The 22,081-nt window shown below is 55.9% G+C and carries 27 protein-coding genes and 5 tRNA genes; 11 read left to right on the top strand and 21 right to left on the bottom strand.

Annotated features, from left to right (window positions below; all coding sequences use genetic code 11):
- Positions 1-16 precede the first annotated feature (16 nt).
- The 5 genes from ACTG27_RS05215 (at position 17) to ACTG27_RS05235 (ending at position 4,608) form a co-directional block, all read left to right on the top strand.
- Positions 17-157, top strand: coding sequence for a TIGR02808 family protein (locus tag ACTG27_RS05215; protein ID WP_439979229.1), 141 nt, complete (start codon positions 17-19; stop codon positions 155-157).
- 188 nt (positions 158-345) lie between these two features.
- The gene (locus tag ACTG27_RS05220; protein WP_439979230.1) at positions 346-903 is read left to right on the top strand and encodes a YaeQ family protein; all 558 of its coding nucleotides are present in this window, start codon (positions 346-348) and stop codon (positions 901-903) included.
- Between the two features lie 12 nt (positions 904-915).
- Positions 916-1,800 (top strand): AEC family transporter, encoded by an 885-nt coding sequence (locus ACTG27_RS05225; protein ID WP_005360972.1) that lies wholly within the window; start codon positions 916-918, stop codon positions 1,798-1,800.
- Between the two features lie 224 nt (positions 1,801-2,024).
- Entirely contained in the window at positions 2,025-2,489 is a 465-nt protein-coding gene (locus ACTG27_RS05230) for a hypothetical protein (RefSeq protein WP_005360970.1), read from the top strand.
- Positions 2,490-2,772: 283 nt separating this feature from the next.
- A complete protein-coding gene (locus ACTG27_RS05235; protein WP_439979231.1) occupies positions 2,773-4,608 on the top strand; it encodes a sigma 54-interacting transcriptional regulator in 1,836 nt (611 codons plus the stop codon).
- A 170-nt stretch (positions 4,609-4,778) separates the two neighbouring features.
- Here ACTG27_RS05235 and ACTG27_RS05240 read toward each other — a convergent pair.
- The 7 genes from ACTG27_RS05240 to ACTG27_RS05270 all read right to left on the bottom strand — a co-directional run bounded on the left by ACTG27_RS05240 (position 4,779) and on the right by ACTG27_RS05270 (position 7,159).
- Positions 4,779-4,855, bottom strand: a tRNA-Val gene (locus ACTG27_RS05240).
- Positions 4,856-4,893: 38 nt separating this feature from the next.
- A tRNA-Val gene (locus ACTG27_RS05245) sits at positions 4,894-4,970 on the bottom strand.
- A 34-nt stretch (positions 4,971-5,004) separates the two neighbouring features.
- A tRNA-Val gene (locus tag ACTG27_RS05250) sits at positions 5,005-5,081 on the bottom strand.
- Between the two features lie 18 nt (positions 5,082-5,099).
- A tRNA-Val gene (locus ACTG27_RS05255) sits at positions 5,100-5,176 on the bottom strand.
- 13 nt (positions 5,177-5,189) lie between these two features.
- A tRNA-Val gene (locus tag ACTG27_RS05260) sits at positions 5,190-5,266 on the bottom strand.
- A gap of 159 nt (positions 5,267-5,425) precedes the next feature.
- Positions 5,426-6,805 (bottom strand): MATE family efflux transporter, encoded by a 1,380-nt coding sequence (locus ACTG27_RS05265; RefSeq protein WP_439979232.1) that lies wholly within the window; start codon positions 6,803-6,805, stop codon positions 5,426-5,428.
- Positions 6,806-6,952: 147 nt separating this feature from the next.
- Positions 6,953-7,159, bottom strand: coding sequence for a YaeP family protein (locus ACTG27_RS05270; RefSeq protein WP_005352334.1), 207 nt, complete (start codon positions 7,157-7,159; stop codon positions 6,953-6,955).
- A 130-nt stretch (positions 7,160-7,289) separates the two neighbouring features.
- Here ACTG27_RS05270 and ACTG27_RS05275 point away from each other — a divergent pair, with 130 nt between their 5' ends.
- On the top strand, positions 7,290-8,192 hold the full coding sequence (locus tag ACTG27_RS05275; RefSeq protein ID WP_439979233.1) for a DMT family transporter: 903 nt from the start codon (positions 7,290-7,292) through the stop codon (positions 8,190-8,192).
- Positions 8,193-8,295: 103 nt separating this feature from the next.
- The gene (locus ACTG27_RS05280; protein ID WP_429075062.1) at positions 8,296-8,913 is read left to right on the top strand and encodes a riboflavin synthase subunit alpha; all 618 of its coding nucleotides are present in this window, start codon (positions 8,296-8,298) and stop codon (positions 8,911-8,913) included.
- A 174-nt stretch (positions 8,914-9,087) separates the two neighbouring features.
- On the opposite strand, the gene ACTG27_RS05285 is transcribed toward ACTG27_RS05280, so the two are convergent.
- The 6 genes from ACTG27_RS05285 to ACTG27_RS05310 form a co-directional block, all read right to left on the bottom strand.
- Positions 9,088-9,291, bottom strand: a complete 204-nt coding sequence (locus tag ACTG27_RS05285; protein ID WP_005336871.1) for a CPXCG motif-containing cysteine-rich protein — start codon at positions 9,289-9,291, stop codon at positions 9,088-9,090.
- Positions 9,292-9,553: 262 nt separating this feature from the next.
- Complete coding sequence (gene hxpB, locus ACTG27_RS05290; RefSeq protein ID WP_439979234.1) at positions 9,554-10,213, bottom strand: hexitol phosphatase HxpB; 660 nt, start codon at positions 10,211-10,213, stop codon at positions 9,554-9,556.
- A 125-nt stretch (positions 10,214-10,338) separates the two neighbouring features.
- Complete coding sequence (gene purT / locus ACTG27_RS05295) at positions 10,339-11,517, bottom strand: formate-dependent phosphoribosylglycinamide formyltransferase (protein ID WP_439979235.1); 1,179 nt, start codon at positions 11,515-11,517, stop codon at positions 10,339-10,341.
- Positions 11,518-11,601: 84 nt separating this feature from the next.
- The gene (locus ACTG27_RS05300; protein WP_421274497.1) at positions 11,602-12,492 is read right to left on the bottom strand and encodes a DMT family transporter; all 891 of its coding nucleotides are present in this window, start codon (positions 12,490-12,492) and stop codon (positions 11,602-11,604) included.
- 498 nt (positions 12,493-12,990) lie between these two features.
- Positions 12,991-13,632, bottom strand: a complete 642-nt coding sequence (locus tag ACTG27_RS05305; RefSeq protein ID WP_000134999.1) for an MBL fold metallo-hydrolase — start codon at positions 13,630-13,632, stop codon at positions 12,991-12,993.
- A gap of 239 nt (positions 13,633-13,871) precedes the next feature.
- Entirely contained in the window at positions 13,872-15,134 is a 1,263-nt protein-coding gene (locus ACTG27_RS05310; RefSeq protein ID WP_000608644.1) for an IS1380-like element ISEcp1 family transposase, read from the bottom strand.
- Between the two features lie 203 nt (positions 15,135-15,337).
- On the opposite strand from ACTG27_RS05310, the gene ACTG27_RS05315 reads away from it, so the two are divergent.
- The gene (locus tag ACTG27_RS05315) at positions 15,338-15,865 is read left to right on the top strand and encodes an NAD(P)H-dependent oxidoreductase (protein WP_439980497.1); all 528 of its coding nucleotides are present in this window, start codon (positions 15,338-15,340) and stop codon (positions 15,863-15,865) included.
- A 182-nt stretch (positions 15,866-16,047) separates the two neighbouring features.
- Here the strand turns inward: ACTG27_RS05315 and ACTG27_RS05320 are convergent, their stop codons facing one another.
- From ACTG27_RS05320 to ACTG27_RS05335, 4 genes are all read right to left on the bottom strand, one after another.
- A complete protein-coding gene (locus tag ACTG27_RS05320) occupies positions 16,048-16,227 on the bottom strand; it encodes a hypothetical protein (RefSeq protein ID WP_005336860.1) in 180 nt (59 codons plus the stop codon).
- A gap of 163 nt (positions 16,228-16,390) precedes the next feature.
- Positions 16,391-16,579, bottom strand: coding sequence for a DUF4250 domain-containing protein (locus tag ACTG27_RS05325; protein WP_019445848.1), 189 nt, complete (start codon positions 16,577-16,579; stop codon positions 16,391-16,393).
- Between the two features lie 2 nt (positions 16,580-16,581).
- Positions 16,582-17,046, bottom strand: coding sequence for a MarR family winged helix-turn-helix transcriptional regulator (locus ACTG27_RS05330; protein ID WP_005336856.1), 465 nt, complete (start codon positions 17,044-17,046; stop codon positions 16,582-16,584).
- Between the two features lie 170 nt (positions 17,047-17,216).
- Positions 17,217-18,431 carry a UPF0149 family protein gene (locus ACTG27_RS05335; protein ID WP_421274498.1) on the bottom strand — a complete coding sequence of 405 codons (1,215 nt, stop codon included), beginning with the start codon at positions 18,429-18,431 and terminating at the stop codon, positions 17,217-17,219.
- Between the two features lie 231 nt (positions 18,432-18,662).
- Here ACTG27_RS05335 and ACTG27_RS05340 point away from each other — a divergent pair, with 231 nt between their 5' ends.
- Together ACTG27_RS05340 and ACTG27_RS05345 are read left to right on the top strand one after the other, a co-directional pair.
- Positions 18,663-19,541: a CvfB family protein gene (locus tag ACTG27_RS05340; RefSeq protein WP_005345791.1), complete on the top strand. Its 879-nt coding sequence runs from the start codon at positions 18,663-18,665 to the stop codon at positions 19,539-19,541.
- A 1-nt stretch (position 19,542) separates the two neighbouring features.
- Positions 19,543-19,854 (top strand): DUF1289 domain-containing protein, encoded by a 312-nt coding sequence (locus ACTG27_RS05345; RefSeq protein WP_439979236.1) that lies wholly within the window; start codon positions 19,543-19,545, stop codon positions 19,852-19,854.
- 55 nt (positions 19,855-19,909) lie between these two features.
- Here the strand turns inward: ACTG27_RS05345 and ACTG27_RS05350 are convergent, their stop codons facing one another.
- Positions 19,910-20,233 carry an HI1450 family dsDNA-mimic protein gene (locus ACTG27_RS05350; protein ID WP_005336851.1) on the bottom strand — a complete coding sequence of 108 codons (324 nt, stop codon included), beginning with the start codon at positions 20,231-20,233 and terminating at the stop codon, positions 19,910-19,912.
- 147 nt (positions 20,234-20,380) lie between these two features.
- Here ACTG27_RS05350 and ACTG27_RS05355 point away from each other — a divergent pair, with 147 nt between their 5' ends.
- Positions 20,381-20,509 (top strand): hypothetical protein, encoded by a 129-nt coding sequence (locus ACTG27_RS05355; RefSeq protein ID WP_256689486.1) that lies wholly within the window; start codon positions 20,381-20,383, stop codon positions 20,507-20,509.
- A gap of 3 nt (positions 20,510-20,512) precedes the next feature.
- On the opposite strand, the gene mtgA is transcribed toward ACTG27_RS05355, so the two are convergent.
- From mtgA to minE, 3 genes are all read right to left on the bottom strand, one after another.
- The gene (mtgA, locus tag ACTG27_RS05360) at positions 20,513-21,304 is read right to left on the bottom strand and encodes a monofunctional biosynthetic peptidoglycan transglycosylase (protein WP_421341655.1); all 792 of its coding nucleotides are present in this window, start codon (positions 21,302-21,304) and stop codon (positions 20,513-20,515) included.
- Entirely contained in the window at positions 21,289-21,615 is a 327-nt protein-coding gene (locus ACTG27_RS05365; RefSeq protein WP_005352317.1) for an HI1450 family dsDNA-mimic protein, read from the bottom strand. The genes mtgA and ACTG27_RS05365 overlap by 16 nt, the downstream gene beginning before the upstream one ends.
- 197 nt (positions 21,616-21,812) lie before the next feature.
- Positions 21,813-22,079, bottom strand: coding sequence for a cell division topological specificity factor MinE (gene minE / locus ACTG27_RS05370; RefSeq protein WP_005336848.1), 267 nt, complete (start codon positions 22,077-22,079; stop codon positions 21,813-21,815).
- Between the last annotated feature and the right edge of the window lie 2 nt (positions 22,080-22,081).

Consider the following 22,081-nt stretch of genomic DNA (forward strand, 5'->3'; position numbering starts at 1 on the left):
GATGAAGGACACAACAATGAGTCTTCTTGAACACACCATCTGGACAGTACTGGGATACGGGGCCATGCCCTTTATCTTTCTGAGCGGATTCGTGGCGGTGGCAGTGACCTGTTGCATGCTGCTGAATGCGTTCGGGGTACAGTCCGCCGATAAGTGAGTCGCTTCTCCATGCTGCCAAATGCCAGTCTTCGGACTGGCATTTGTTTTTTGTGTCTTTTAAAGCACTTATCCCGGCAGGGAAGGGGAAATCTTTGGTCAGGATGGTCGAACCTGCCGCCGATTTTGATTACACTGGCGCCCGTATTTCCCACTCACCCTTCTCTTATCAGGTGTTCAAGGTTTTCTATGGCTCTCAAGGCAACCGTATTCAAGGCCCAGATCAGTTTGTCTGATATGGATCGCAATCTGTATCAGGACTTCTCCCTCACGCTGGCGCGCCACCCCTCCGAAACTGATGAGCGGATGATGATCCGGCTGGCGGCCTTTGCCTGGCACGCTGCCGAGCGACTGGAATTCACCAAGGGATTGAGCGCCGATGATGAACCCGAGCTCTGGTGCAAGAACTACTCGGACGAAGTAGAGCTCTGGATCGAGCTGGGTCAGCCCGATGAAAAACGGCTCAAAAAAGCCTGCAACCGCGCCCGTCAGGTGGTGCTCTATCTCTACGGCGGTCGTGGCACCAGCGTCTGGTGGAAGCAGAACCAGGGCAAGCTGAGCCAGCATGACAACCTCAGCATCATCGAACTCTCCGACAGCCAGACACTGCCGCTCACCGCCATGGTCGAGCGTACCATGCAGCTCACCTGCACTATTTCCGATGGTCAGCTCTGGGTCAGTAACGGCGCACTGGAAGTGACGCTGGATCCGGTGGTGCTGATGGGCAAACCGGCTCGCGAACTGTAACGGACGCCGCCCATGTTCAGCGCCCTGCTCAATATCGTCATTCCGGTGTTCGGTGTGGTCGGGCTCGGCGCCCTCTACGGGCGATTGCGACCGGGGGCCGCGCTCGGTTACGTCAATCGGGCCAATATCGAGCTGTTTACCCCGGCGCTGGTCTTCTCCGCGCTGGTCAAGTATCCGCTGGCGCTGGCGGAGCATATGCCGCTGATTGCTGCGGGGGCGCTGGTTATTCTGTTACCCGGTCTGCTGCTCGCACTGCTCAAACTCAAAGGGATTGAGCGGGCAGCCCTGATCTTGCCCGCCATGTTCCGAAATACCGGCAATCTTGGTATCCCCTTGATGGTGCTGGCATTTGGCGAACAGCAACTGGGGGCCATCGTGATCCTCTTTGTGCTCTCCAATCTGCTGCACTTCTCGGTCGGCATGTTTATCCTCTCGGCCAATACCTCCCGCTGGCTGTGGCTGCGCAGCCCTGTGTTGTGGGCCGCGCTGGCCGGTTTGCTGGTGGCCAATCTGCACATTACGCTGCCGGAATATGTGGTGACCACGGCCTCGCTGCTCGGCCAGATCTCGGTGCCCCTGATGCTCTTTGCGCTGGGTATTCGCCTGATGGAGGGAGAGCTCGATCACCTTGGCCTCGCGCTCAAGTGCAACCTGCTCTATCTGCTGGCGGGGGGATTGTCGCTGCTGCTGGCGATCTGGCTGTTGCCGCTCAAGACGGAGTGGATCCCGCTGTTGATGTTGTCGGTTTCCTTGCCCCCTGCGGTCTTGAATTACATGCTCTGCGAGCAGTATCACTGTCAGCCGGACAAGGTGGCCAGTATCGTGCTCGGCGGCAATGCCCTCTCTGTGCTGGTGATCCCGCTGGCGGTCTGGTTGGCACTTCATCTGCCCGGCTAAGCCAGATTGCATTGGTGCGACGGTGCGACTCACTGGCCAATTGCTTGATCGAACCGAGTCACAGTCGTTCGCATCTCATCCATGTCATCTCTATTTATCATGAGCTTCCGTGATATATCTGTTGTCTCCGCATCCGGCCCCCGAGCCCCGGGCCTGACGGCGACAGCTATAGTTGAAAAAGAGCTGACTGACACTGTTTAACCAATGCCAGTGAGGGAAACCGGATGAGCACAAGTGAGCAATCTGATCCTGTGGGGCAGGCAAAATCGCGCTATGACCCGGCATTGCCTACCGGTTATGACTGGCGCAGACACCGCCGTTTTATCCTCAGTGGCGGTGGTTACAAGGCGGAATGTCGCCGTCGCAACTGGTTTCTGGAGTTGCTCAACCCGGTGCCCTATGTGGTGGTGCGCGACATAGCCATCGGCGGCATCGGTATTCTGGGGGCCATACGGTTGAAAGAGGGGGATGAGCTGGTGATTGCCATTCCCTCTGGCGAGAAACTGCGCGGTCTGGTCGTGAGATCCCAGCCAGACCCACTTTTTCCCAAACTCTATCGCACCGGTATTCGTCTGCATCGTTATCCGACGGCCGAGCTGTTTGCCCGCTGGCAAAGTTACATTCAGCCGCAAGATAAAGCGGATTTCGACCATGAGTGCCAAGTCTTGAAACAGGTACGCGGCGCGTGAGTCACGTACCATATCAGTGGTTGGTTTCCCCACATTCAGCATGATCTGTCGATGGACTTTGCGGATCAGCAGGCTTGGTTGGCCCGAGTGGCTTATCTCACTGCATGTGTTTTCATCTTTATGTTTTTATTGAATTTTATCTGTGCCTCGGAAGTCGCAGAGGATGCGGATCATTTTCCCTTTTCGTGATCCCCCCCGAAGTAGTTCCCCCTGATATCCCTTAGTATCTGGCCAGCATGACTCCCTTTAGGGGGAAAAGAACAAGAACAAAAAGGAATGATGGATGAGATCCGTGAGCAACCAGTGTCTGTTGATGCAGATCCAGCCGACCATCTTGCGCTTTGCCAAGATGCTGGCCAGTGTGCTGCAGCTTGAGGTCGAGATTGTGGATGCCGATATGGTTCGGGTGGCTGGCACCGGGCCCTATGGCAAGTTCTTCGGACGTCAGCTGGAGGGCGACTCCCGCCTGCTGCGCTATGTGATTGATAACCAGCGGGAGAAGATCGTTACCCACACCAGCGATGATCCCGTGTGTGACGGTTGTACCTGCAAGGAGAGCTGCCGTGAGCGCGCCTTCCTCGGGGTGCCCATCATGGTGGACGAGCGCTGCATCGGCGTGATCAGTCTGGTGGCCTTCAGCGACGAGCAGCAGGCGCGCCTCAACAACAATCTGCAGGATGTGTGCGACTATGTGCGCCACATCTCCACCATCTTTGTGGCCAAGTTGCTCGATTCGCGCGGGTTGTCGGACGGGGTCAACAAGGTGTTCCTCAATCTGATGACCAACATGGATCAGGGCTGCCTGCTGCTCGATGACAAGAGTCAACTGCTCTACGCCAACGAGGTGGCGCTCCATCATCTGGGTTGCCAGCAGGAACAGCTGCAGGGGCGCGAAGTGGGGATCCGCCCGCTTACCTTCTCCCAACAGGGGCTGAGTGGTCATCTTCAGCACATCATCACCTTTGAGGGTCGTCAGGAGCTGATCATCGGTCAATTGCACCATGTGCAGGGCCAGCAGCTCTTTCTGATGGCGTTTCACCAGTCCCACTCCGGTCAGGTTCAGGAGCCGGATCCGGATGTGCGGATCGATCAGCTGATCGGCGAGAGCAAGCCAATGCGCACCCTCAAGCGACTGCTGCACCGCATCGCCCAGAGTCCTTCCAGCGTGCTGATTTGTGGCGAGAGCGGCACAGGTAAAGAGGTGGTGGCCCGCGCTGTCCATCGCCTGAGTCCGCGGCAGGACAAGCCGTTCATCGCTATCAACTGTGCCGCCATTCCCGAACAACTGCTGGAGAGCGAGCTGTTTGGTTATGTGAAGGGCTCCTTTACCGGCGCCTCCAGCGGTGGTAAGCAGGGTCTTATTCAGGCGGCTCATCAGGGCACCCTGTTCCTTGACGAGATTGGCGATATGCCGCTCACCATGCAGGCCAAGCTGCTGCGGGTGCTGGAGCTGCGGGAGGTGACCCCCATCGGGGCCAGCCGACCGGTGCCGGTGGATATTCGCATCATCGCCGCCACTCACCAGCATCTCGATCAATACATCGCCGAAGGGAAGTTTCGTGAAGATCTCTACTATCGCATCAACGTCATCCCCCTCAACCTGCCGCCGCTGCGGGAGCGGGAAGGGGACGTGGAGCTGCTGACCCACTACTTCCTCAACCTGCACACCAGCCGCATTGGCATCGTCTATCCCGGTCTGGCACCTGAGGTGATGGCGCTGCTCAAGGGGTATCGCTGGCCGGGCAACGTGCGCGAGCTCAGCAACCTCATCGAATATCTGGTCAACGTCAGCCAGGCGGGCGAGGTGATTGACGCCAGCCTGCTGCCCCCCAACGTCATCCGCAATCAGGAGCCTCATCACGTCTCCGCCCAGTCGATCCCGGTGACCAATCTGGATGCGGCGTTCAATGTGCCTGCCACAGCTCCGCTCGCCGCCACGCCGGAGAAACTGCCTGAGCCCGTTCCGGGTGAGAGCGGTCTTGAGAGCATGGAAAAACAGATGATAGAAGAGACCCTGCAGCGGCTTGGCAACAAAAAATTGGCCGCACAGGCGCTGGGGATTGGGATTGCCACCCTCTATCGCAAGATAAAGAAGTACGAGATTGCCGTGCAGAGCTGAAGATCTGGCGGCATCTATCCGGCCCGTGTCGTTTATCGGATGACACGGGTTTTTTTATGGGAACAAGGCTCTGCGCCATTGCCGAATTGTGCTGAACGGATTGGCGGGGCAGGGGAGTGGCTGCATGGTAGAATGCAAAAAGCCCGCTCGATGAGCGGGCTTTTTTAATCTGGTGCGTCCTAGTGGATTCGAACCACCGACCCCCACCATGTCAAGGTGATGCTCTAACCAGCTGAGCTAAGGACGCAGGGTGCGCAATGCGACTATTATTTCTTTATGCAGAAGTGGTGGGTTTAATTGGATTCGAACCAACGACCCCTACCATGTCAAGGTAGTGCTCCAACCAACTGAGCTATAAACCCACATCTGGAATATCTGCAAAGTTTTGAAACTGAATGGTGCGTCCTAGTGGATTCGAACCACCGACCCCCACCATGTCAAGGTGATGCTCTAACCAGCTGAGCTAAGGACGCATAATCAGTGTTCTGTAATGGTGCGTCCTAGTGGATTCGAACCACCGACCCCCACCATGTCAAGGTGGTGCTCTAACCAGCTGAGCTAAGGACGCATCACAGAAAAAGTGGTGGGTTTAATTGGATTCGAACCAACGACCCCTACCATGTCAAGGTAGTGCTCTAACCAACTGAGCTATAAACCCACTTTCTCTTACTTCACTACGCCAGCGCTGCTGACGTGGTCGGCATACTACCCATGCCCCCCAAGGCTGTCAACAGGCCATATGCACAAAGGAGACTGTTTGCCCAGTTCTTGCGCAGCCTGTTGATTTTGCAGGCGAGTTGTCGCTCGCCAAGCCCTGTTACTGAGATCGCGACAGGGTAGTGCAGGCTTCCGGAGTGGCAAAACGACCATAGATGTAGCGCAATCTCGCCCCCAGCATCAGGGCCGCACTGGTGAGGCCGACGATAAAGCCGATCCAGAAGCCTTGGGGCCCCATCCGCGGCACCAGCCAGTCGGTCAGACCCAGGATCATGCCGGTGGGCAGCCCCAGTCCCCAGTAGGCGACGATGGTGACGTAGAAGATCGCCTGGGTATCCTTGTAACCGCGTAGTGCGGCGGCCGCGACCACCTGCACCGAGTCGGAGATTTGATAGATGGCGGCGAAGAACAGCAAGATGGCCGCCAGGACGATCACCTGCTGATCATCGGTATAGATGGAGGCGATCTGCTCGCGCAGCAGCACCGTCATGGCGGCAGTGGCCGCGGCGATGGCCATTCCCAGCATTAAGCCGGTGCGAGCCGCCACCCGGGCGTGATGGGGCTGCCCTTCACCGATACTGTGGCCAACCCGGATGGTGACACCCACCCCGATGGAGAGGGGCAGCATAAACACCAGGCTGGAAAAGTTGAGGGCAATCTGGTGACTCGCCACCGTCTCGGCACCGAAGGGGGCCAGCATCAGTGCCACCACGGTAAACAGGGTCACCTCGCAGAAGATCGCCATGGCGATGGGGAACCCCAAGCGAAACAGGCGCCAGATCCGGCTGCCGTTGGGGCGCGCCAGCTGAGAGAAGAGGCGGATCTCGGTGAAGTGACGGGAGAGCTTCACATAGAGGATCATCGCCAGCAGCATGGCCCACAGCACGATGGCGGTAGCGACGCCACAGCCGACCCCGCCGAGCTTGGGCATGCCGAAGTGACCGTGGATGAAGATGTAGTTGGCGGGAATATTGACCGCCAGCCCGACAAAGCCGATCACCATGGTGGGCATGGTGTGGGAGAGACCCTCACTGAAGTTGCGCAGCACCTGGAACATCACGAAGGCGGGCAGACCCCACAGGATGGCGTGCAGGTAGCCGGTGGTCTTGGCCGCCATCACCGGCTCCACATCCATGAACTGCAGCGCCAGCGGGCTGTAATAGAGTGCAACCATCGCCAGCGGGGTGACGATGAGCGCCAGCCAGAAACCCTGATGGACGGCCGGGCGGATTTGATCCCGCTTGCGGGCGCCGTTGAGCTGGGAAACGATGGGGGTGAGCGCCATGATGATCCCCTGCACCAGCAGGATCACCGGTAGCCAGAAGCTGGAGGCCACCGACACGGCGGCCAGATCGACCGCACTCACCTGACCCGCCATCACGGTATCGACGAAGTTCATGGCGACCTGGGCGACCTGGGCGACCAGTATGGGGCTGGCTAGACGGACGAGCTGCTTCGCCTCGGACCAATAACGTTGCACTGACACCTCCGAGTGGATCAGATAGATAGAGAAAGAGCGGAAATCGGGAAGAGCCTTTGCATACCCGGGCGGGCATGCAAAGGGTGGGGGAGGCATTTTAGCCTGAAATTCATCCAGGACGAAATAGTTGCCGCCCCGGCAGCGGGATCAGGCGTCTTCGTGATCGCTGATCAGCAGGTTGGCGGCAGCATAGGCGGCCTGTTCACGCAGTTCGGCGGGCACCCGCTCATCGGCGGCGACCGCGTTGAGGGCGCGGATAGTGGCGGCGATGGCCTTCGGCACGTAGCCCTGCTCGCCGGAGCCAATCTGGTTATAGGCGATACGGATCGCTTCACAGCACTCATAAACCATCATGATTTGCTTCCTTGAAAGTAAAAAGGCGAGCAAATATAGCGGTTTTGCTCCCATTTTGTCAGTCTCGCGGTTGTAATTTGCGGCAAGCCCGTTAGTTTGGTTACCCCCTTTTCCTGTTTCGGCCTCTTTGATGCTGCTCTCTTCGCGCAATTCACTGGCGATCTTCCTGACGCTGTTTGCTCTTCTCGCCCTGACGCTCAAGGATGGTGCGGACAAATATCTGGTACTCCATGGCTACTCCGTGATGGAGATGGTCTGGTTTCGCTTCTTTGTTCCTTTTCTCGGTCTGCTGCTGTTGTTGCCAAAGCGCACCGTGTCGGCGCTGCTGGCGGTGGATCGCTGGCTATTGCTGCGTTCGCTGCTGTTTCTGGTCTGTGCGCTGGTCTCGGTGATTGCGCTGGCCCATGTGCCGCTCAATGTCTACACCATCATCTGCCAGCTTGGTTCGCTGGCCTTTGTGGTGGCCGGTGTCCTCTTTTTCAGGGAGCGTCTGACCCGGGCCAAGGTAGCGGCCGTGTTGCTGGGGCTGTTTGGCGTGCTGGTGGTGATTCATCCCGACGGGAGCGACGCGAACCTCTACTACCTGCTGCCACTGGTCATCGTGCTGGCCAACACCGGCTACAACCTCATCACCAAGCTGGTGGATCCACGTCTGACCACCCTCGATATCCTGATCGTCACCTGCTTCATGCTGGGGATGGTGGCAATGGTGACGCTCTGCTGGCAGCCTGCACTGTGGCACTTCCCCGGGCTTGCTGACTTGCCCTATCTGCTGGCGCTACCAGTGGTGACCCTGCTCTCCCAATATTGCCTTATCAAGGCGATGCAGTATGCGCAGGCCTCTACTCTGGCGCCCTTCTTCTATTTCCAGATCTTTTTTTCTACCCTCTGCGGCTATCTGATGTTTGGTGAAATGCCGACTCTCAGTAGTATGGCGGGGTGTCTGCTCATCGTGCTGGCTGGCATAGTGGTCATCCATTCCCAGCGCCGGGCGAGTGTGCTGGCGCGGTCTGAGGCGGCGGAGCAGGTGTGACGGCTTGTATGAAACGAATTGTGTAAAAAACGGATTGTGTAAAAGAAGCGGCCACAGGCCGCGATAAAAAACAGAGCGTGTTACCAGAAACAAAGAGGTGATGATGTTTACCGGAATTGTGCAAGGTGTGGCCGAGCTGGTCGCCATCGAAGAGAGTGCTTCATTTCGTACCCACGTGATCCGCATGCCAAGCTCGGCGTGGGGGGAAGGGCTGGTCCTCGGCGCCTCGGTCGCCCACAACGGCTGCTGCCTGACCGTTACCCGGGTTGAGGGGGATCTGGTCAGCTTCGATTTGATGCAGGAGACCCTGCGTCTCACCAACCTCGGCCTGTTAAAGGTGGGGGACAAGGTCAATGTGGAGCGGGCTGCCCGCTTTGGTGACGAGATCGGCGGTCATGCCATGTCTGGCCATATCATCGGCATGGCAGAGGTCACCTCGGTGATCGACACCCCCAACAACCGTCAGGTGTGGTATCGCCTTGCTCCCGAGCTGATGAAATATGTGCTGACCAAGGGATACATCGGCATCGACGGCATCAGCCTGACCATCGGCGAGGTGCGCGAGCGGGAGTTCTGCGTTCACCTGATCCCCGAGACCTTGGCTCGCACCAACCTGGGTTGGGTCAAGGCTGGCTGGCAGACCAATATCGAGATCGATCCCCAGACCCAGGCCATCGTCGATACGGTGGAGCGGGTACTGGCGGCGCGCGCGGGTAACTGAAAGGAAACGGCTCGGTGTTAATCGCCTCATAAGCAAGGGCCTGCAGTGTGCAGGCCCTTGTTATTTACATGGTGAAAATATCTACTCAACTTTTTATGACTCGCAGTCACAACATCTGCTCGGCCTTTTGTGACTCACAATCAAAACAGTTGCTCGGCCTTTTGTGACTCGCAATCAAAACAGTTGCTCGTCGTCTGCATCCACAAACAACTGCAAACAGTCGCGGGCTTCGTCGCGGTGAAGCCGCAGGTGGATCGGATTGCAACAGGCCATGCAATCTTCGTAAAACTCCTGATCACCCTGGCTGGCATCCAGCTCGACCCGGGTATGGTGGCCACAGTGAGGGCAGACGATGCGCTTGCTGGTGTACTCGATCATGATAACCTCCTCGGGCCTAGGGGCCGCCTATCTACCCTGATTCTAGTCGGGCTGCAGGGGGTTAACCGCGAGCAAACGCACGTTTATGACAGAGATCAAGCCTTAGAAATGGCAAGGCCCAACTGGTTGCGTGGGCCGTTCAGGATAAGAGCCGTCTGGTTGCTGATCGCGGGTGACAAGAGGCGGATTGCCAACGGTTGTTTGGCAATAACAGGGGGCCAGCTGCCCCCTGCGAGTAGGATATGGGGTGCGTAACGAGGCGTTACGCGACCCAGCTGGCCAACATGTCGGCATTGAGCTCGGCCAGCGAGCTTAGCTGGTAGTTGGCGATGGCCAAGCGTGGGTCACCCACTAAAGCGGGATCCGGCACGATCAACGCTGTCATGGAGGCCGCCTTGGCCGCCAGCAGGCCGGTAAAACTGTCTTCGATGGCCAGACAATGAACCGGCTCTACCCCCAGTTTCTCGGCGGCGTGGATATAGACATCGGGGTGCGGTTTGCCGAAACGCTCCACCTCTGCGGAGTGCACCGCCATAAAACGATCGCGAATGCCGAGTTTGCCGAGTACCGCTTCTACCATCGCAAAGGGTGAGGAGGTCGCCAGACCCACTTTCAGGCCGCGGGCTTTGATAAGGTCGAGCGCCTCCAGCACACCGGCTTTGGCCTGACCTTCGGAGAGGATCAGGGCGTTGACCTGATCCAGAATGCGCTGTACCACCTCTTCCTGAGTCGGGCCGCTCCACGGGCGAAGGCGGTACCAGTGGGCAACCAGCTGATCGATGCGCACGCCGATGGTCGATTCACAATCCTCGACGGTGTGGGGGTGACCCAGTTCGGAGAAAACGGCGATCTGGGCCCGTTGCCAAAAGGGTTCCGAGTCGATCAGAACACCATCCATATCGAAGATCACGGCAGCTAACATCTTGTACTCCTGACAAATTTGAAGAGGGGATTATAAGCCTGACGGGCAAATGCAAAAGGGGCATTGCCATGCCCCTTGCGCCCGATCACATCGGCAAACGTTTGTTTTGCTGTGGCAAAAAGCACTTAGAACAGCACCTCGACCTTGGCGGCCACGGCTTTGGCTTTCTCTACCGCATCCTGGCAATCCGCTGCGCGGGCCAGCGCCACGCCAAGACGGCGGCGACCGGCGATCTCCGGTTTGCCAAACAGCCGCAGCTGGGCACCCGGCACCAGCGCCAATGCCTCACCAATCCCCTGATAGCGGATGTCCTGGCTGTGCCCTTCGCGCAGTACCACGGCGGAAGCGCTCGGCCCATACTGGGTGATGGTGCCGACCGGCAGCCCCAGAATGGCGCGCACGTGCAGGGCGAACTCGGAGAGATCTTGCGAGATCAGGGTCACCATGCCGGTATCGTGGGGACGCGGCGATACCTCGCTGAACCACACATCATCCCCCTTGATGAAGAGTTCGACCCCGAACAGGCCGTAACCACCGAGGGCCTCAACCACCTTGGCCGCTACCTCTTTGGATCGGGCCAGCGCCAGCTCGCTCATCACCTGTGGCTGCCAGGATTCGCGGTAGTCGCCATCTTCCTGCCGGTGGCCGATAGGGTCGCAGAAGTGAATGCCATCGACGGCGCGTACCGTGAGCAGGGTGATTTCGTACTCGAAGGGAACGAAGCCCTCGACGATCACCTTGCCACGGCCGGCGCGGCCACCCTCCTGGGCGTAGGTCCAGCTCTCATCGATCTTGGCGAGATCGCGCAGTACGCTCTGTCCCTTGCCGGACGAGCTCATCACAGGTTTCACCACGCAGGGCAGGCCGATAGCCTCGACGGCGGCAACGAACTCCTCTTTGCTCTGGGCAAAGCGGTAGGGGGAGGTGGGCAGACCCAGGGTCTCGGCAGCGAGGCGGCGGATCCCTTCCCGGTTCATGGTGAGCTGGGTAGCGCGGGCGTTGGGCACTACCCTGACCCCTTCTTGCTCAAGGGCGGCCAGGGTATCGGTGGCGATGGCCTCGATCTCGGGGATGATGAGGTCGGGTTTAACCTCGGCAACCAGGGCACGCAGGGCGTTGCCATCGAGCATATCCAGCACCCGGGCGGCATGGGCCACCTGCATGGCGGGGGCATTGGGGTAGCGGTCGGCGGCGATCACTTCGATCCCGAACCGTTGCAACTCGATGGCGACCTCCTTGCCAAGTTCGCCGGAGCCCAGCAGCAGGGCACGGGTGGCGCCGGGGCGGGTTGCGGTTCCAAACATACGATCTCTCCTGATGTCGATGGTCATTGTTGATGATCGCTATTACACAAATAGCGGACAAAAAAGAGGCACGCATGGCGTACCTCAGGAAACGGGTTTGTGAGCGTGCTGCTCCAGATGGGTCAGCAAGGTAATGGCGCCAATGATGATAGCGGCGCCAAGCCACAGACGGCCGGGGGGCGCCCAGCCAAATACCAGCCAGCCCGCCAGCACGTTCATCGGCAGCTTGGCAAAATCGAAAGGCTGCACGAAGGAGGCCTCTGCCACGCTGTAAGCGCGCGCGATGGACATCTGGGCCAGTGCCGTCAGCACACCGGAGGCGGTTACCAGCAGCCACTGGCTCTCGCTCGGCCACTGCCACTCCGGCAGTGCCAGCATGACGTTGAACGGGGTACTGAAAATAAGCAGATACACCACTATGGTGTGGGATGATTCGTTGGCCGCCTGATAGCGCACCATCAGGGAGTAGCCGGCCCAGAACAGCGCCGCCGCCACCGGCAGCAGGGAGGCCCAGTTGAACTCGTCAGTCCAGGGGGCGAGGATCAGCATGGCGCCGGCAAAGCCCGCCAGGGTGGCCAGAATGCGGGCGCGGCTCACCTGCTCCTTGAGCAGCAGGGCGGAGCCCAGGGTGGCAAACAGCGGTGAGGTCATTAGCAGAGCGATCCCCTGCCAGATGGGGACGGGGTACGCCAGTGCCCAGAGCCAGAGCTGGATGCCGATCACCGCCAGCAATACCCGCAACAGGTGCAACCGGAACTGATTGGTCATCAGGGATTGGCGCAAGCCATGACGAACCAGCCAGGGCAGCAGGCAGATCAGGGCGATCAGGTATTGATGAAAAGCGACTTGGGTCGATGGGAGGCCAAGCTTGAAGCTGACATACTGGCTCAGGCTGTTGACGGCGGCGAAGCAGAGTCCTGCCACCATCATCCAGACTGCACCGGCCAGAGGAGAGTGCCTGCGCGAGGGTATCATGGGATCCGGGTCGCTGGAAAAAAGTGCGGCGGATCATAACGGCAATCGTTTGTTCTGCCAAGGGTTGAAGCGCGGCCGCAGGGTTGGCTGGCGAGGAAGTGGCCTTGCATCAAAAAATTTGAACAAGTTGAGCATCTATTTTCGCTATCAGCAAATAAGCACAATGTTTAGAGTGACCTCCATCGACAGCAACGCTGTTCAACCGACAACCAAATGGAGTTTCACCATGGCCAATATCCTCGTACTCAAATCCAGCATCCTGGGTCAATATTCCCCCATATAATGCGCCTACTTATCAGCCTTTGGGACGTTGGGACGGTATTTTTCACTATATACCCCCAAGTTTTTAGACATGAAAAAAGCTCGATATATTATAAATATATCGAGCCTTTAAGTTACTGTTTTTCAATATCGTTCAAAATCTTGATAATTACAGTATACGGTTTTATGAAGTGGTATATTTGCAAATGCTTATTTTGCAAGGTCTATTTGCTTGATTTATCCTACAATCGTAATGCAAAACCCATGACCGGAAGCAACGAACTTAGGTTCAATCTCACTCAAATCCGAGGATAGCTTTTGTCCGGATTCTTGATTGGGCAATGTATCTGCGCCGCTTGATTTTACCGCTGCGTCCCAACTGCTTTCGATAACTTGTCCGTGATTCTCACCCATGCCGAACATGAGGTCGCTGCTAAAGAAAATACCACGTTTCTTTTCAAAAAATAAAAGTCCTTCCCACATATGCATTTCAGATGGGTAACTGATAGTTTGAAATTCAAAATCATCTCCGGCAAATATTTCATTCGGCTTTTTAATAAGCACATTGTTAGTAATACCAAACCCCATCAGTTGTCTTGCTGTGGTTTCGGAACAAACCGCGACAGCTTCGGGATGTTCTTTGAGAACCAAAGCAAGTCCGCCACATTCGTCTGATTCAAAATGAGAAATTAGAATGTATTTTATTTTGCGTTCACCGAGCAACTCTTGCAACTTAGGAATGGTAGTTTGCGCTTGTGATACGGCTCCGGTCTGAATGAGAACAGGCTCATTTGTCATCAATAAGTATTGGTGCATTGAAAGCTTAATCGGCTCCATTACCTCTGTAAATTGGTATAAATCTTTGATAATCTCTGTCATTGTCAAAACGCCTTTTTCTATTTATAGTCTAACCTAAATTCCACGTGTGTTTTTTATTAGCTTCAAAAATCACTATTTCACGAAGAATTTAGACTGCTTCTCACACATTGTAACATTATTTACAACCACCTTTCAATCATTTTTGATAAATCATTGATTTCATCTTTGCTGCAATGATACTTAATAAACTCTGCAAGTTATCCACAGAGCAACACTCAATTTTATTGATGATATTCTTATTATACCAGACATTTTTCATACACTCCCTTGTACGGATAGTTTTCCGACAACTTCATGATTACATATCTTGCGGTTTTGATTATTTTTGCTGCAAGAAATACATACTTCAAACGAAAGGTCTTTATTTGCTGTCTGTATTCTGAAGAGTCCAAGGAATCAAACTTGAACAACAAAAATAGGTTATATGAAAGCATCATCATTTGAAACACGGCTTCATTCGCCCAAAATGACTTTAGCAAGAGATGACCCACCGCCATGTCGTATTTGGCTTCTTTGATATAGTTTTCAGCATTACCACGCTTTTCATAGTATATAACTACTTTTTCAGAAAGCAAGGTAGTATTTGTTACAAAGAAAAAGTAGTCGTATTCGGAACCTTCTAAAAGTGATAATTGTGCTCTTTCTTTTTCTGGTTTCAGTACGCGAGATACGACAAATCTTCTGTCTTTTTCCCATTTAACTAATTTTGTATACAGTTCTGTAGTTTCTCTACCTTCTTCTCCTTTAACGAATACAATTGATGAATTCGTTGCTTGTGAGGTGAGTGTAGAATAACTTTTGGCTTTAATTAAATATTTGCATCCAAGAGATTCTATCGTTTCGATAATTTTTTCATCAAAGTAGCCACTATCCATTCGAAATAAAATTTCTAAATCGTCTGATTTGATGTTAGCAACAATTTCTTTGATCATTTCCGCAGCACCGTTTGCAGTGTAAGTATTGCCACTTCTTACAAATCCGGTAACATATGCTTTTAATTCGTCGCAAAATGCAAATTGGATATTGTAGCATCGGTTTCCCAGTTTCTTAGGATTATATCCTTTTGACGCACCTTCTTGATGACCTTCTACGTTAATTACACTACTATCAATATCAATCGTAATGGATGTCAATTTACTTTTAGTGAGCAGTTTTTTAAAGACTTTAAAATTAATGTCTCTAAACATTTGGGTTGTCTTGAAGTTGAAGTTTCCTAGAAACCGTGACACTGTTTCAGGTTCTTTTACGGAAATATCAAACTCGTTGACGAGGGGATCATTTTGAAGTAGCTTTAGACGTTCTAACTTATCAATGCCAATGAAGTGACCGCAGAGCATGGTCTTTATATGATTCATCTTGATTTTATTTGTTGAGTCATTATCAAATACGAGGTCATTTTCAATAAAATCAAAAATCCCATTGCTTTTTGCATTCTCAAGGAGCAGAAAAAGACCTGCATTTGATGTTAGATTCTTAGCTTTGAAATCAATTTTATTAATCATAATTAGAACCCCTTTTTACTACTTTTCTTACTATTATTTTACCATATATCGAGTCATAAAAGCTGATAATTTAACATATTTTTGAGCACTTTTCTTTCACCCAATGGGTGAAAGCTGAATTTCGAAGGAATGCATATTTATCAAGGCTTTGATTATGCTTTTTGAAGTACTGACGTAGAATCTAGGATTCCCAATCCAACGCCCTGATCGATGGCTTCCTGGCTGACCATCAGGATGATGCCGTCACCGTGCGTGATCTGGCGGCCCTCAACCTGCCGGTGCTGGATGGCGAGCTGGCCTCCGGCCTGCGCGGTGGTGATAACCTGAACGAGCGTCAACTGGCGGTGATCGCCCAGTCCGACGAGCTGATCGCCGAACTCAAAGCGAGCGATCTGGTGGTGATTGCGGCCCCCATGTACAACTTCAACATCCCGACCCAGCTGAAAAACTGGATCGATCTGGTGGCTCGCGCTGGCGTCACCTTCCGCTACACCGAGACCGGTCCGGTGGGTATGGTTGAAAATACCCGTGCGCTGGTGATCAGCCCCCGCGGCGGCATGCACGTCGGCAGCGCCACCGATCTGGTGACCCCCTACATGCGTACCGTGCTCGGTTTCATCGGTATCAAAGAGGTGGATTTCATCTACGCCGAAGGGATGGGGATGGGTCCGGATGCCCAGAGCAAGGGGATGGAAGCGGCCAAAGCGCAGCTTGAGGCTCTGGCTATCTAAGGGTTCTCTCTATAAGGGCTCTTTATCCCGTCAGGGGTTATCTCTTCAAGGGGTTGCCCGCCAGATACCACAGCGCAGCCATCAGGCTGCGTTTGTTTTTTGGCTAGATATGATTGCGACAGACGTTGCTGCTGCAGAGAGCATCGCGGCAAGCGGTCGGTATAGAGGCTCTGGCGGAGTCACTACTCCATCATAAAGCGGCGACAACCACGCACCAGCAGCAATGCCACCGCGACCAGCAGGCCAAGCAAGAGGGTGGTCAGCCACTGTTCGGTACTTTGCGGCAAGTGGGGCGTGAAGAGGCTGATCATCAACAGGGTACAGAGCGTGATCAACAGGCTCTGTCGGGTCATCAATATCATGGGGTCATCCTTGGTTTGCTCACCTGAAACGATTTTAATGCCCTCTTGTGACAGGGTGATGTATCCGTGCATCACCCTGTTGGGGCTCTTCAGACCATATCAGGTTTTTACCGCAGAGCCAGCGCCATCACTGGCGCTGTGATCCCGATCCCGCTAGCTCTCTTTATCTGAACTGTTTCTGCGCTGGCTGGTAGTGAAAATCGCCGCTGGCGAGCCGCGCTTCCAGTGCAGCCTGATCGATCTCCTGAGCCTTGCAGAGATCATCCAGATCGTCATAGCGATCACGCAGCTGCATATTGACGACGCTCAGCAGCATGTTGATGTCCATGGTGGCGAACTTTTTCAAATCCATGATTATTTCTCCCGATCCAGTGATTGCAGCTGCTCAATGGCGGCGCTGACGCTGTGCAGATGCTGGCGGATCGCCTCGCGGGATTCGCTCGGCAGATAGTCGGTCAGGGTGTGTTGCCAGCTGCCAGCTTCACTCTTGAGCTGCAGGAAGAGGGCGAGCCCGGCATTGGTGAGGGAGACCAGGCTGATGCGTTTGTCCTGCTCGCTGCTCTCGGTAAAGATGATCCCTTTTTCGACCAGACGGCGGATCTCGCGGGAGATGCGCACCTTGTCCATGCCGCTCGCCTCGACCAGCTCTTTCTGGCTGATGGGGTAGTTGGGGCCGAGCACCATCATCAGGCGCCATTGCGGCACGGTCAGCTGGTAACGCTGCTCATAAAACTGTTCGAAGGTATCCCGTAGCATCTCGGCGGCATGTACCAACTGATAGGGCGGGTAGTGAGCGAGTAACGCTATGATTTTTGACATATTACACCCTGCTGTGACGGCTGCATCAGATGCAGTTTCTTTTGATACTTTGACATTGATGATACGAAACTCAAGCTGATTTGTCTGACCCGGTTGCGATGAAATGTGCGGTGGCGCACGCCCTCAAGGAAAAACCGGGTCTGACCGACGGGATTTTAAGCCAATGCTGTTCAGCCTTTACGCAACCAGATGAGGGCGTTCTGCTTGAGCCAGGCCTCACGAGTGTGGATAGCGTAGAGCGCGGCCTCGTCGCGGCTGCCCGCTTGCCAGCTTTGTGGCTCCTGTTTGGGCAGCTTGCGCTGACCCAGCAGGCAGGCCGGAATGTGCGGGTTGGCCTCGATGGCGACCCGCAGATGGGGCTTGGCTGCCTCGGCACCCTCGGTGGCAAAGATCATCAGCGCCTTGTTATAAAGCAACCAGCTGGAAGCTTCATCAAAGCGCACCAGCAGGGCGGTCAGCGCCTGCCAATCCCCTTGCAGTGCATAGAGGGTGGAGAGGTTATAGCGGCAACCCAGCTCATCGGCCATGCAGATTTTCAGCAGCTCCAGATATTCGGCTTTGGCCTCGCCCAGCTTGCCAAGGCGCAGCAGGCAGTCGGCGCGGCCGGCTCTGGCGGCCAGCAGAGGACGCAGCTCGGAGGCACTCCAGCCGTGGCCGGCGATTTGCTGCCAGAAGGCTTCATCAAAGAGCGGAGTGGCATCGGCGATGATCTTCTCGAACCAGCCGAGGCGGGCCTGATGATCGCGGCAGCTGTCGGCCAGCTCGAACCAGGTCTGCCACTGTTGGGCCTGCTCGCCATTGAGGGCGACATCGGTGCTGGGGGCGGCCTGATACTGGTCGAGGTTGAGTAACTGGTTGAGGGCGGTTTTCATGTTCTGGCGCTGGCGTTTGCAGAACTCGACAAAGGGAAGCTCGCTGGCGGCGGCGCTATAGAGCATCTGGGCCATCTGCTTGTCGCGAAACAGGCTCAGCTCTGCGGCCAGACTGAAGCGGTACTGGGTGGTCGGGTCGTTCAAATCCTTCGGCTTGGGCCAGGTGGCAAAACCCATGCTGAAGCCATAACACCATTGACCGAGGGGGTGGCTCTGTTCGAACACCTGCTCGGGGTTATCGCTGGGCAGGCGGCATTGACTCGGCAGGGCCAGCTGGGCGTCGTCGGCTTGGGATTCCAGTTCGGCGATCAGGTGGTTGAGGGCTTCTGCGCTTTTTTCATCCAACTCGGCATCCTGTTCCAGCAGACCAGCCAGCGGGCGTTGCCAGTCAGGGGTCTCTGGCCCCACCAGACGGGCACAGAGAAAACCGTGCAGGGCCGGGTAGGTCATGTCCTGATCGCTGTGGCTCTGGATCCATTGATTAAGATGGCGGGTACGAGTGGATGGGTTCATCGACAGTTCCTCTGGATTTGAACAGCCGCGAAGTCTACCTAAAAGTGGGGTTATTTGCAGCAAATGGCCGCCTGTTTGGCGATTTAATCACCATTGGCGGATAAGATAAGGGCGAAAGAGCGGCTCGTGGTGGCTTGGGGACTAGGCCGGATCACCGCTCTTGAGGTAACATGCGCGCCCATAGGGGCCATGTTCAGTTGGCCCATCCGGGTAATGAAAAAAGAGAGCACCATGATACAGATTGGCAAGATGAACACCCTCACCGTTGTTGAACTCGAAGACCGTGGCGCCTGGCTTGCGGCCGATGAGTACGGTGAACTGCTGCTGCCCAAACGTCAACTGCCGGAAGGGGTGAAAGAGGGGGATAGCGTGCAGGTCTTCCTCTATCTGGATGCCGATTGCGAGCCGGTGATCACCACCGACAAGCCATTTGCCATGGTGGACGAATTTGCCGGTCTGAAAGTGGTCAATGCCAACAAGATTGGTGCCTTCCTCGACTGGGGCATGAAAAAGGATCTGTTTGTGCCCAGCCGTGAGCAGAACAAGCCGATGCAGGTGGGCCACGTTTATCTGGTGCGTCTGCAACTGGATAACGAAGGGCGCATGGTCGGCACCAGCCGCATCGAGCGTTTCCTGACCCCGGCCGGCAGCAACTTCAAGGTCGGTGACGAAGTGACCGCGCTGCCGGGCGAACATTCACCCCTGGGTATCAAGGTGATCGTCAACGGTCAGTATCCCGGCATGCTGTTCAAGAACGAGGTGTTTGGCCGGGTGATGACCGGTCGGCCGCAAACCGCCTGGGTCAAGCAGGTGCGCGAAGATGGCAAGCTCGATCTGACCCTGCAAAAGCCGGGTCTTGCGCGTGTTGATGACGCCGGTGAACGCATTCTGAGCCGGATGAAAAAGCAGGGCGGCAGTCTGGCGGTGGGTGACAAGAGCGAACCCGAGCTCATCTACAAGCTGTTCAGCATGAGCAAGGGCACCTTCAAGAAGGCGATCGGCGGCCTCTACAAGCAGGGCAAGATTGTCATCGAAGATAACGCCATTACCCTGACCGACGCCGGTGCCGCGCAGGTACAAGCAGGCGAGCAGGCGCAGGATAGCGAATAAGATGCCGAGTCCCTGTGTTGGCCTCTGCAAGGCGAAAGATGGGCTTTGCCTGGGTTGTGGCCGTACCTTGACCGAGATCGGCCACTGGTCGGCGATGGATAGCAAAGCCCAGCTGGCGGTGATGGCCGAGCTGGATGGCTCGAAAAGTACCCACTGCTGCCCGGGTTGTGGCGAACCGGCCTATTGCGCCATCTCTGCCGGTCAGACCATCGCCCAGTGCTGGTGCAGCCAGTTGCCGGTATTGCCGATGCATGAGGCCAGCGCTTGCTGGTGCCGCCGCTGTCTGGCCAAGGCCATCGCGGCGCAGGATTAGCAGAGAACAGCAATAAGAGTGCACAGAAACAAGAAAGGCGCCGATGGCGCCTTTCTTATGCCTGTTGCTGGCGATGCCAGCGCACATGCACTTGATCTTCGGTCAGCAGACGGGGCAGCAGGAAGGTGGCGAAGATCACCTCAAACTCATCCTGATGATCCAGCAAACCGACCCACACTTCGACCCAGCGCTCCATATCGACCGGCTCACCCAGCTCGGTCGACCAGTCGGCATTGGGCAGAGTCGCCTCCACGGCGCCACGCTGCTCAAACTCCAGGGTGATGTCGACTATTTGTTCGGGGGCCAGCATATCGGCGGCCTGCTCAAGAAACTGATCATAGGCCCATTCGACCAGCTGATCCGGGGTACGCTGTTCCATGAAATCACTCCAGATACATCGAGGTTCGCTACTGTAACAATTATTGGCTGTGGCGGCCAGACCAGTCCGCCGGGCGTGCCTGACCTGTCCAAGTTGCCGTTGGGGGAGTATGGTTAAGGCGCGGATCATCTGGCAGGGAGTAAGGGGATGAAGCAGCGGGGACGGCGGCAACAGATCAAGCGACGGCGCGAGGCCTGGTGGTGGCACTATCTGCCGCTTCACCGCGAGATGGTGGGCGGCCATCTGGGCCCACCGGAGAAACCCGATGAGCCCTGAGGATCAGTCGGCCTGATGCACCCGATTGAGGGTGATCTGGCCCAGTTGTCCCATCTGGCGGCGGATCCAGACCGAGCGCTTTTGCACATAGGGTGAAGGGGGCTTGACCCGATAACGCCACGGATTGGGCAGGGCGGCGGCCAGCAGGGATGACTCGTAGCGGGTCAAGCGGCTGGCCGGTTTGCCAAAGTAGGTGCGGGCAGCGGCTTCGGCGCCATAGATGCCGGGGCCGAACTCCACGATATTGAGATAGACCTCGAGAATGCGGGCCTTGTCCCAACCCAGCTCCATCAGCAGGGTAAACCAGGCCTCCAGCCCCTTGCGCAGGAAGCTGCGATCACTCCACATAAAGAGGTTCTTGGCGGTCTGCTGGCTGAGGGTGCTGGCACCGCGCACCCGTTCGCTGTGCTGGTTGTGCTTGAGTGCGGCGTTGATGGCATCCATGTCAAAGCCGTTGTGATCGGCAAAGCGCTGATCCTCGGCGGCGATCACCGCCAGTTGCAGTTCTTTGGAGATGGACTCCAGAGCCACCCATTCATGACGCACCTGGGTGATCTTGGCGGGCGGAAAGAGGGCCCGCTCAATACGCCAGCTCCACATCGGCGGATCGATAAAACGCAGCAAGGCGACCGAGCCGACCGAGCAGAGCAGCCCGGCCAGCGCGATCTTGCCTGCCCACCTCAACACCCGGCGCCCAAGCGATGCAGATGGACGTTCAGGGGCCACAGAGTCATGGTCAGACTCCCACTGATAGTGGCTGGGATCATCGGGATCCGGAATTATTGGGGCAGCCATTCGATGTGGCAGAACTTCTCGTCAACACGGCGGGAGAGCAGCATGCGGGCAAACAGATGCTCATACTCTTGTTCTTCATTGCCAAGGCCTACCCAGATCTCGGCATAGTCGGTGTCGCTCACGGCAAAACCCACGTCCGCTTCCCAGTCATCGGCAGGGTCGGTTTCGGCCAGCAGGCCGCGATCGTTGAACTCCTGATTGAAGCGGGCGATCTCCTGCTCCGGCAGGTTGTCAGAGGCCAGCTCCATAAAGAGTTCGAGGGCGGTATCGAGCAGTTCCTCGACGCTGTGCATTTCGTCATTCATAGACATAAGCGGTCTGTTCCAGAAAAGAGAAAAAGGTGCCATCGCAGATCACAGCCTGCGGGGCGGCGCTATTCTAGCGGTCGGCAGACCCCTTGGCGAGATGAGGCGAGCCGCTGTGGCCTGTTTTTGTGCCAATAAAAAACCGGATCCAGTGACAGGATCCGGTCTTCATTGGGGGAAGGGGTCACGCATAGGGCGTCAGCTCATCCCTTCTTGTCATCGGCGAAGGTGATGTTGAGCTCCAGTACCGACAGCTCATCACTCTTCTGATCCAGTTGGACGGTTATCTTCTCCGGATCAATGTTGACGTATTTGCGGATCACATCGAGGATGTCCTGCTTGAGCTGGGGCAGGTAATCCGGCCCCCCTCTGGATGAACGCTCGTGAGCAACAATGATCTGCAACCGCTCTTTGGCCAGTTGTGCGGTGTTCTGTTTCTTGTTGGAACGAAAATAATCCAATAATGACATGT

Source organism: Aeromonas sp. 97A, assembly GCF_051919185.1.
In the GTDB taxonomy this organism is placed as follows: Bacteria; Pseudomonadota; Gammaproteobacteria; order Enterobacterales; family Aeromonadaceae; genus Aeromonas; species Aeromonas veronii.

Bases quoted from the DNA above. Each gene is read 5' to 3' on its own strand.
- ACTG27_RS05215 (WP_439979229.1), top strand. From the start codon at position 17: ATGAGTCTTCTTGAACACACCATCTGGACAGTACTGGGATACGGGGCC.
- ACTG27_RS05220 (WP_439979230.1), top strand. From the start codon at position 346: ATGGCTCTCAAGGCAACCGTATTCAAGGCCCAGATCAGTTTGTCTGAT.
- ACTG27_RS05225 (WP_005360972.1), top strand. From the start codon at position 916: ATGTTCAGCGCCCTGCTCAATATCGTCATTCCGGTGTTCGGTGTGGTC.
- ACTG27_RS05230 (WP_005360970.1), top strand. From the start codon at position 2,025: ATGAGCACAAGTGAGCAATCTGATCCTGTGGGGCAGGCAAAATCGCGC.
- ACTG27_RS05235 (WP_439979231.1), top strand. From the start codon at position 2,773: ATGAGATCCGTGAGCAACCAGTGTCTGTTGATGCAGATCCAGCCGACC.
- ACTG27_RS05270 (WP_005352334.1), bottom strand. From the start codon at position 7,159: ATGATGGTTTATGAGTGCTGTGAAGCGATCCGTATCGCCTATAACCAG.
- ACTG27_RS05275 (WP_439979233.1), top strand. From the start codon at position 7,290: ATGCTGCTCTCTTCGCGCAATTCACTGGCGATCTTCCTGACGCTGTTT.
- ACTG27_RS05280 (WP_429075062.1), top strand. From the start codon at position 8,296: ATGTTTACCGGAATTGTGCAAGGTGTGGCCGAGCTGGTCGCCATCGAA.
- ACTG27_RS05285 (WP_005336871.1), bottom strand. From the start codon at position 9,291: ATGATCGAGTACACCAGCAAGCGCATCGTCTGCCCTCACTGTGGCCAC.
- hxpB (WP_439979234.1), bottom strand. From the start codon at position 10,213: ATGTTAGCTGCCGTGATCTTCGATATGGATGGTGTTCTGATCGACTCG.
- purT (WP_439979235.1), bottom strand. From the start codon at position 11,517: ATGTTTGGAACCGCAACCCGCCCCGGCGCCACCCGTGCCCTGCTGCTG.
- ACTG27_RS05300 (WP_421274497.1), bottom strand. From the start codon at position 12,492: ATGATACCCTCGCGCAGGCACTCTCCTCTGGCCGGTGCAGTCTGGATG.
- ACTG27_RS05305 (WP_000134999.1), bottom strand. From the start codon at position 13,632: ATGACAGAGATTATCAAAGATTTATACCAATTTACAGAGGTAATGGAG.
- ACTG27_RS05310 (WP_000608644.1), bottom strand. From the start codon at position 15,134: ATGATTAATAAAATTGATTTCAAAGCTAAGAATCTAACATCAAATGCA.
- ACTG27_RS05320 (WP_005336860.1), bottom strand. From the start codon at position 16,227: ATGATATTGATGACCCGACAGAGCCTGTTGATCACGCTCTGTACCCTG.
- ACTG27_RS05325 (WP_019445848.1), bottom strand. From the start codon at position 16,579: ATGGATTTGAAAAAGTTCGCCACCATGGACATCAACATGCTGCTGAGC.
- ACTG27_RS05330 (WP_005336856.1), bottom strand. From the start codon at position 17,046: ATGTCAAAAATCATAGCGTTACTCGCTCACTACCCGCCCTATCAGTTG.
- ACTG27_RS05335 (WP_421274498.1), bottom strand. From the start codon at position 18,431: ATGAACCCATCCACTCGTACCCGCCATCTTAATCAATGGATCCAGAGC.
- ACTG27_RS05340 (WP_005345791.1), top strand. From the start codon at position 18,663: ATGATACAGATTGGCAAGATGAACACCCTCACCGTTGTTGAACTCGAA.
- ACTG27_RS05345 (WP_439979236.1), top strand. From the start codon at position 19,543: ATGCCGAGTCCCTGTGTTGGCCTCTGCAAGGCGAAAGATGGGCTTTGC.
- ACTG27_RS05350 (WP_005336851.1), bottom strand. From the start codon at position 20,233: ATGGAACAGCGTACCCCGGATCAGCTGGTCGAATGGGCCTATGATCAG.
- ACTG27_RS05355 (WP_256689486.1), top strand. From the start codon at position 20,381: ATGAAGCAGCGGGGACGGCGGCAACAGATCAAGCGACGGCGCGAGGCC.
- mtgA (WP_421341655.1), bottom strand. From the start codon at position 21,304: ATGGCTGCCCCAATAATTCCGGATCCCGATGATCCCAGCCACTATCAG.
- ACTG27_RS05365 (WP_005352317.1), bottom strand. From the start codon at position 21,615: ATGTCTATGAATGACGAAATGCACAGCGTCGAGGAACTGCTCGATACC.
- minE (WP_005336848.1), bottom strand. From the start codon at position 22,079: ATGTCATTATTGGATTATTTTCGTTCCAACAAGAAACAGAACACCGCA.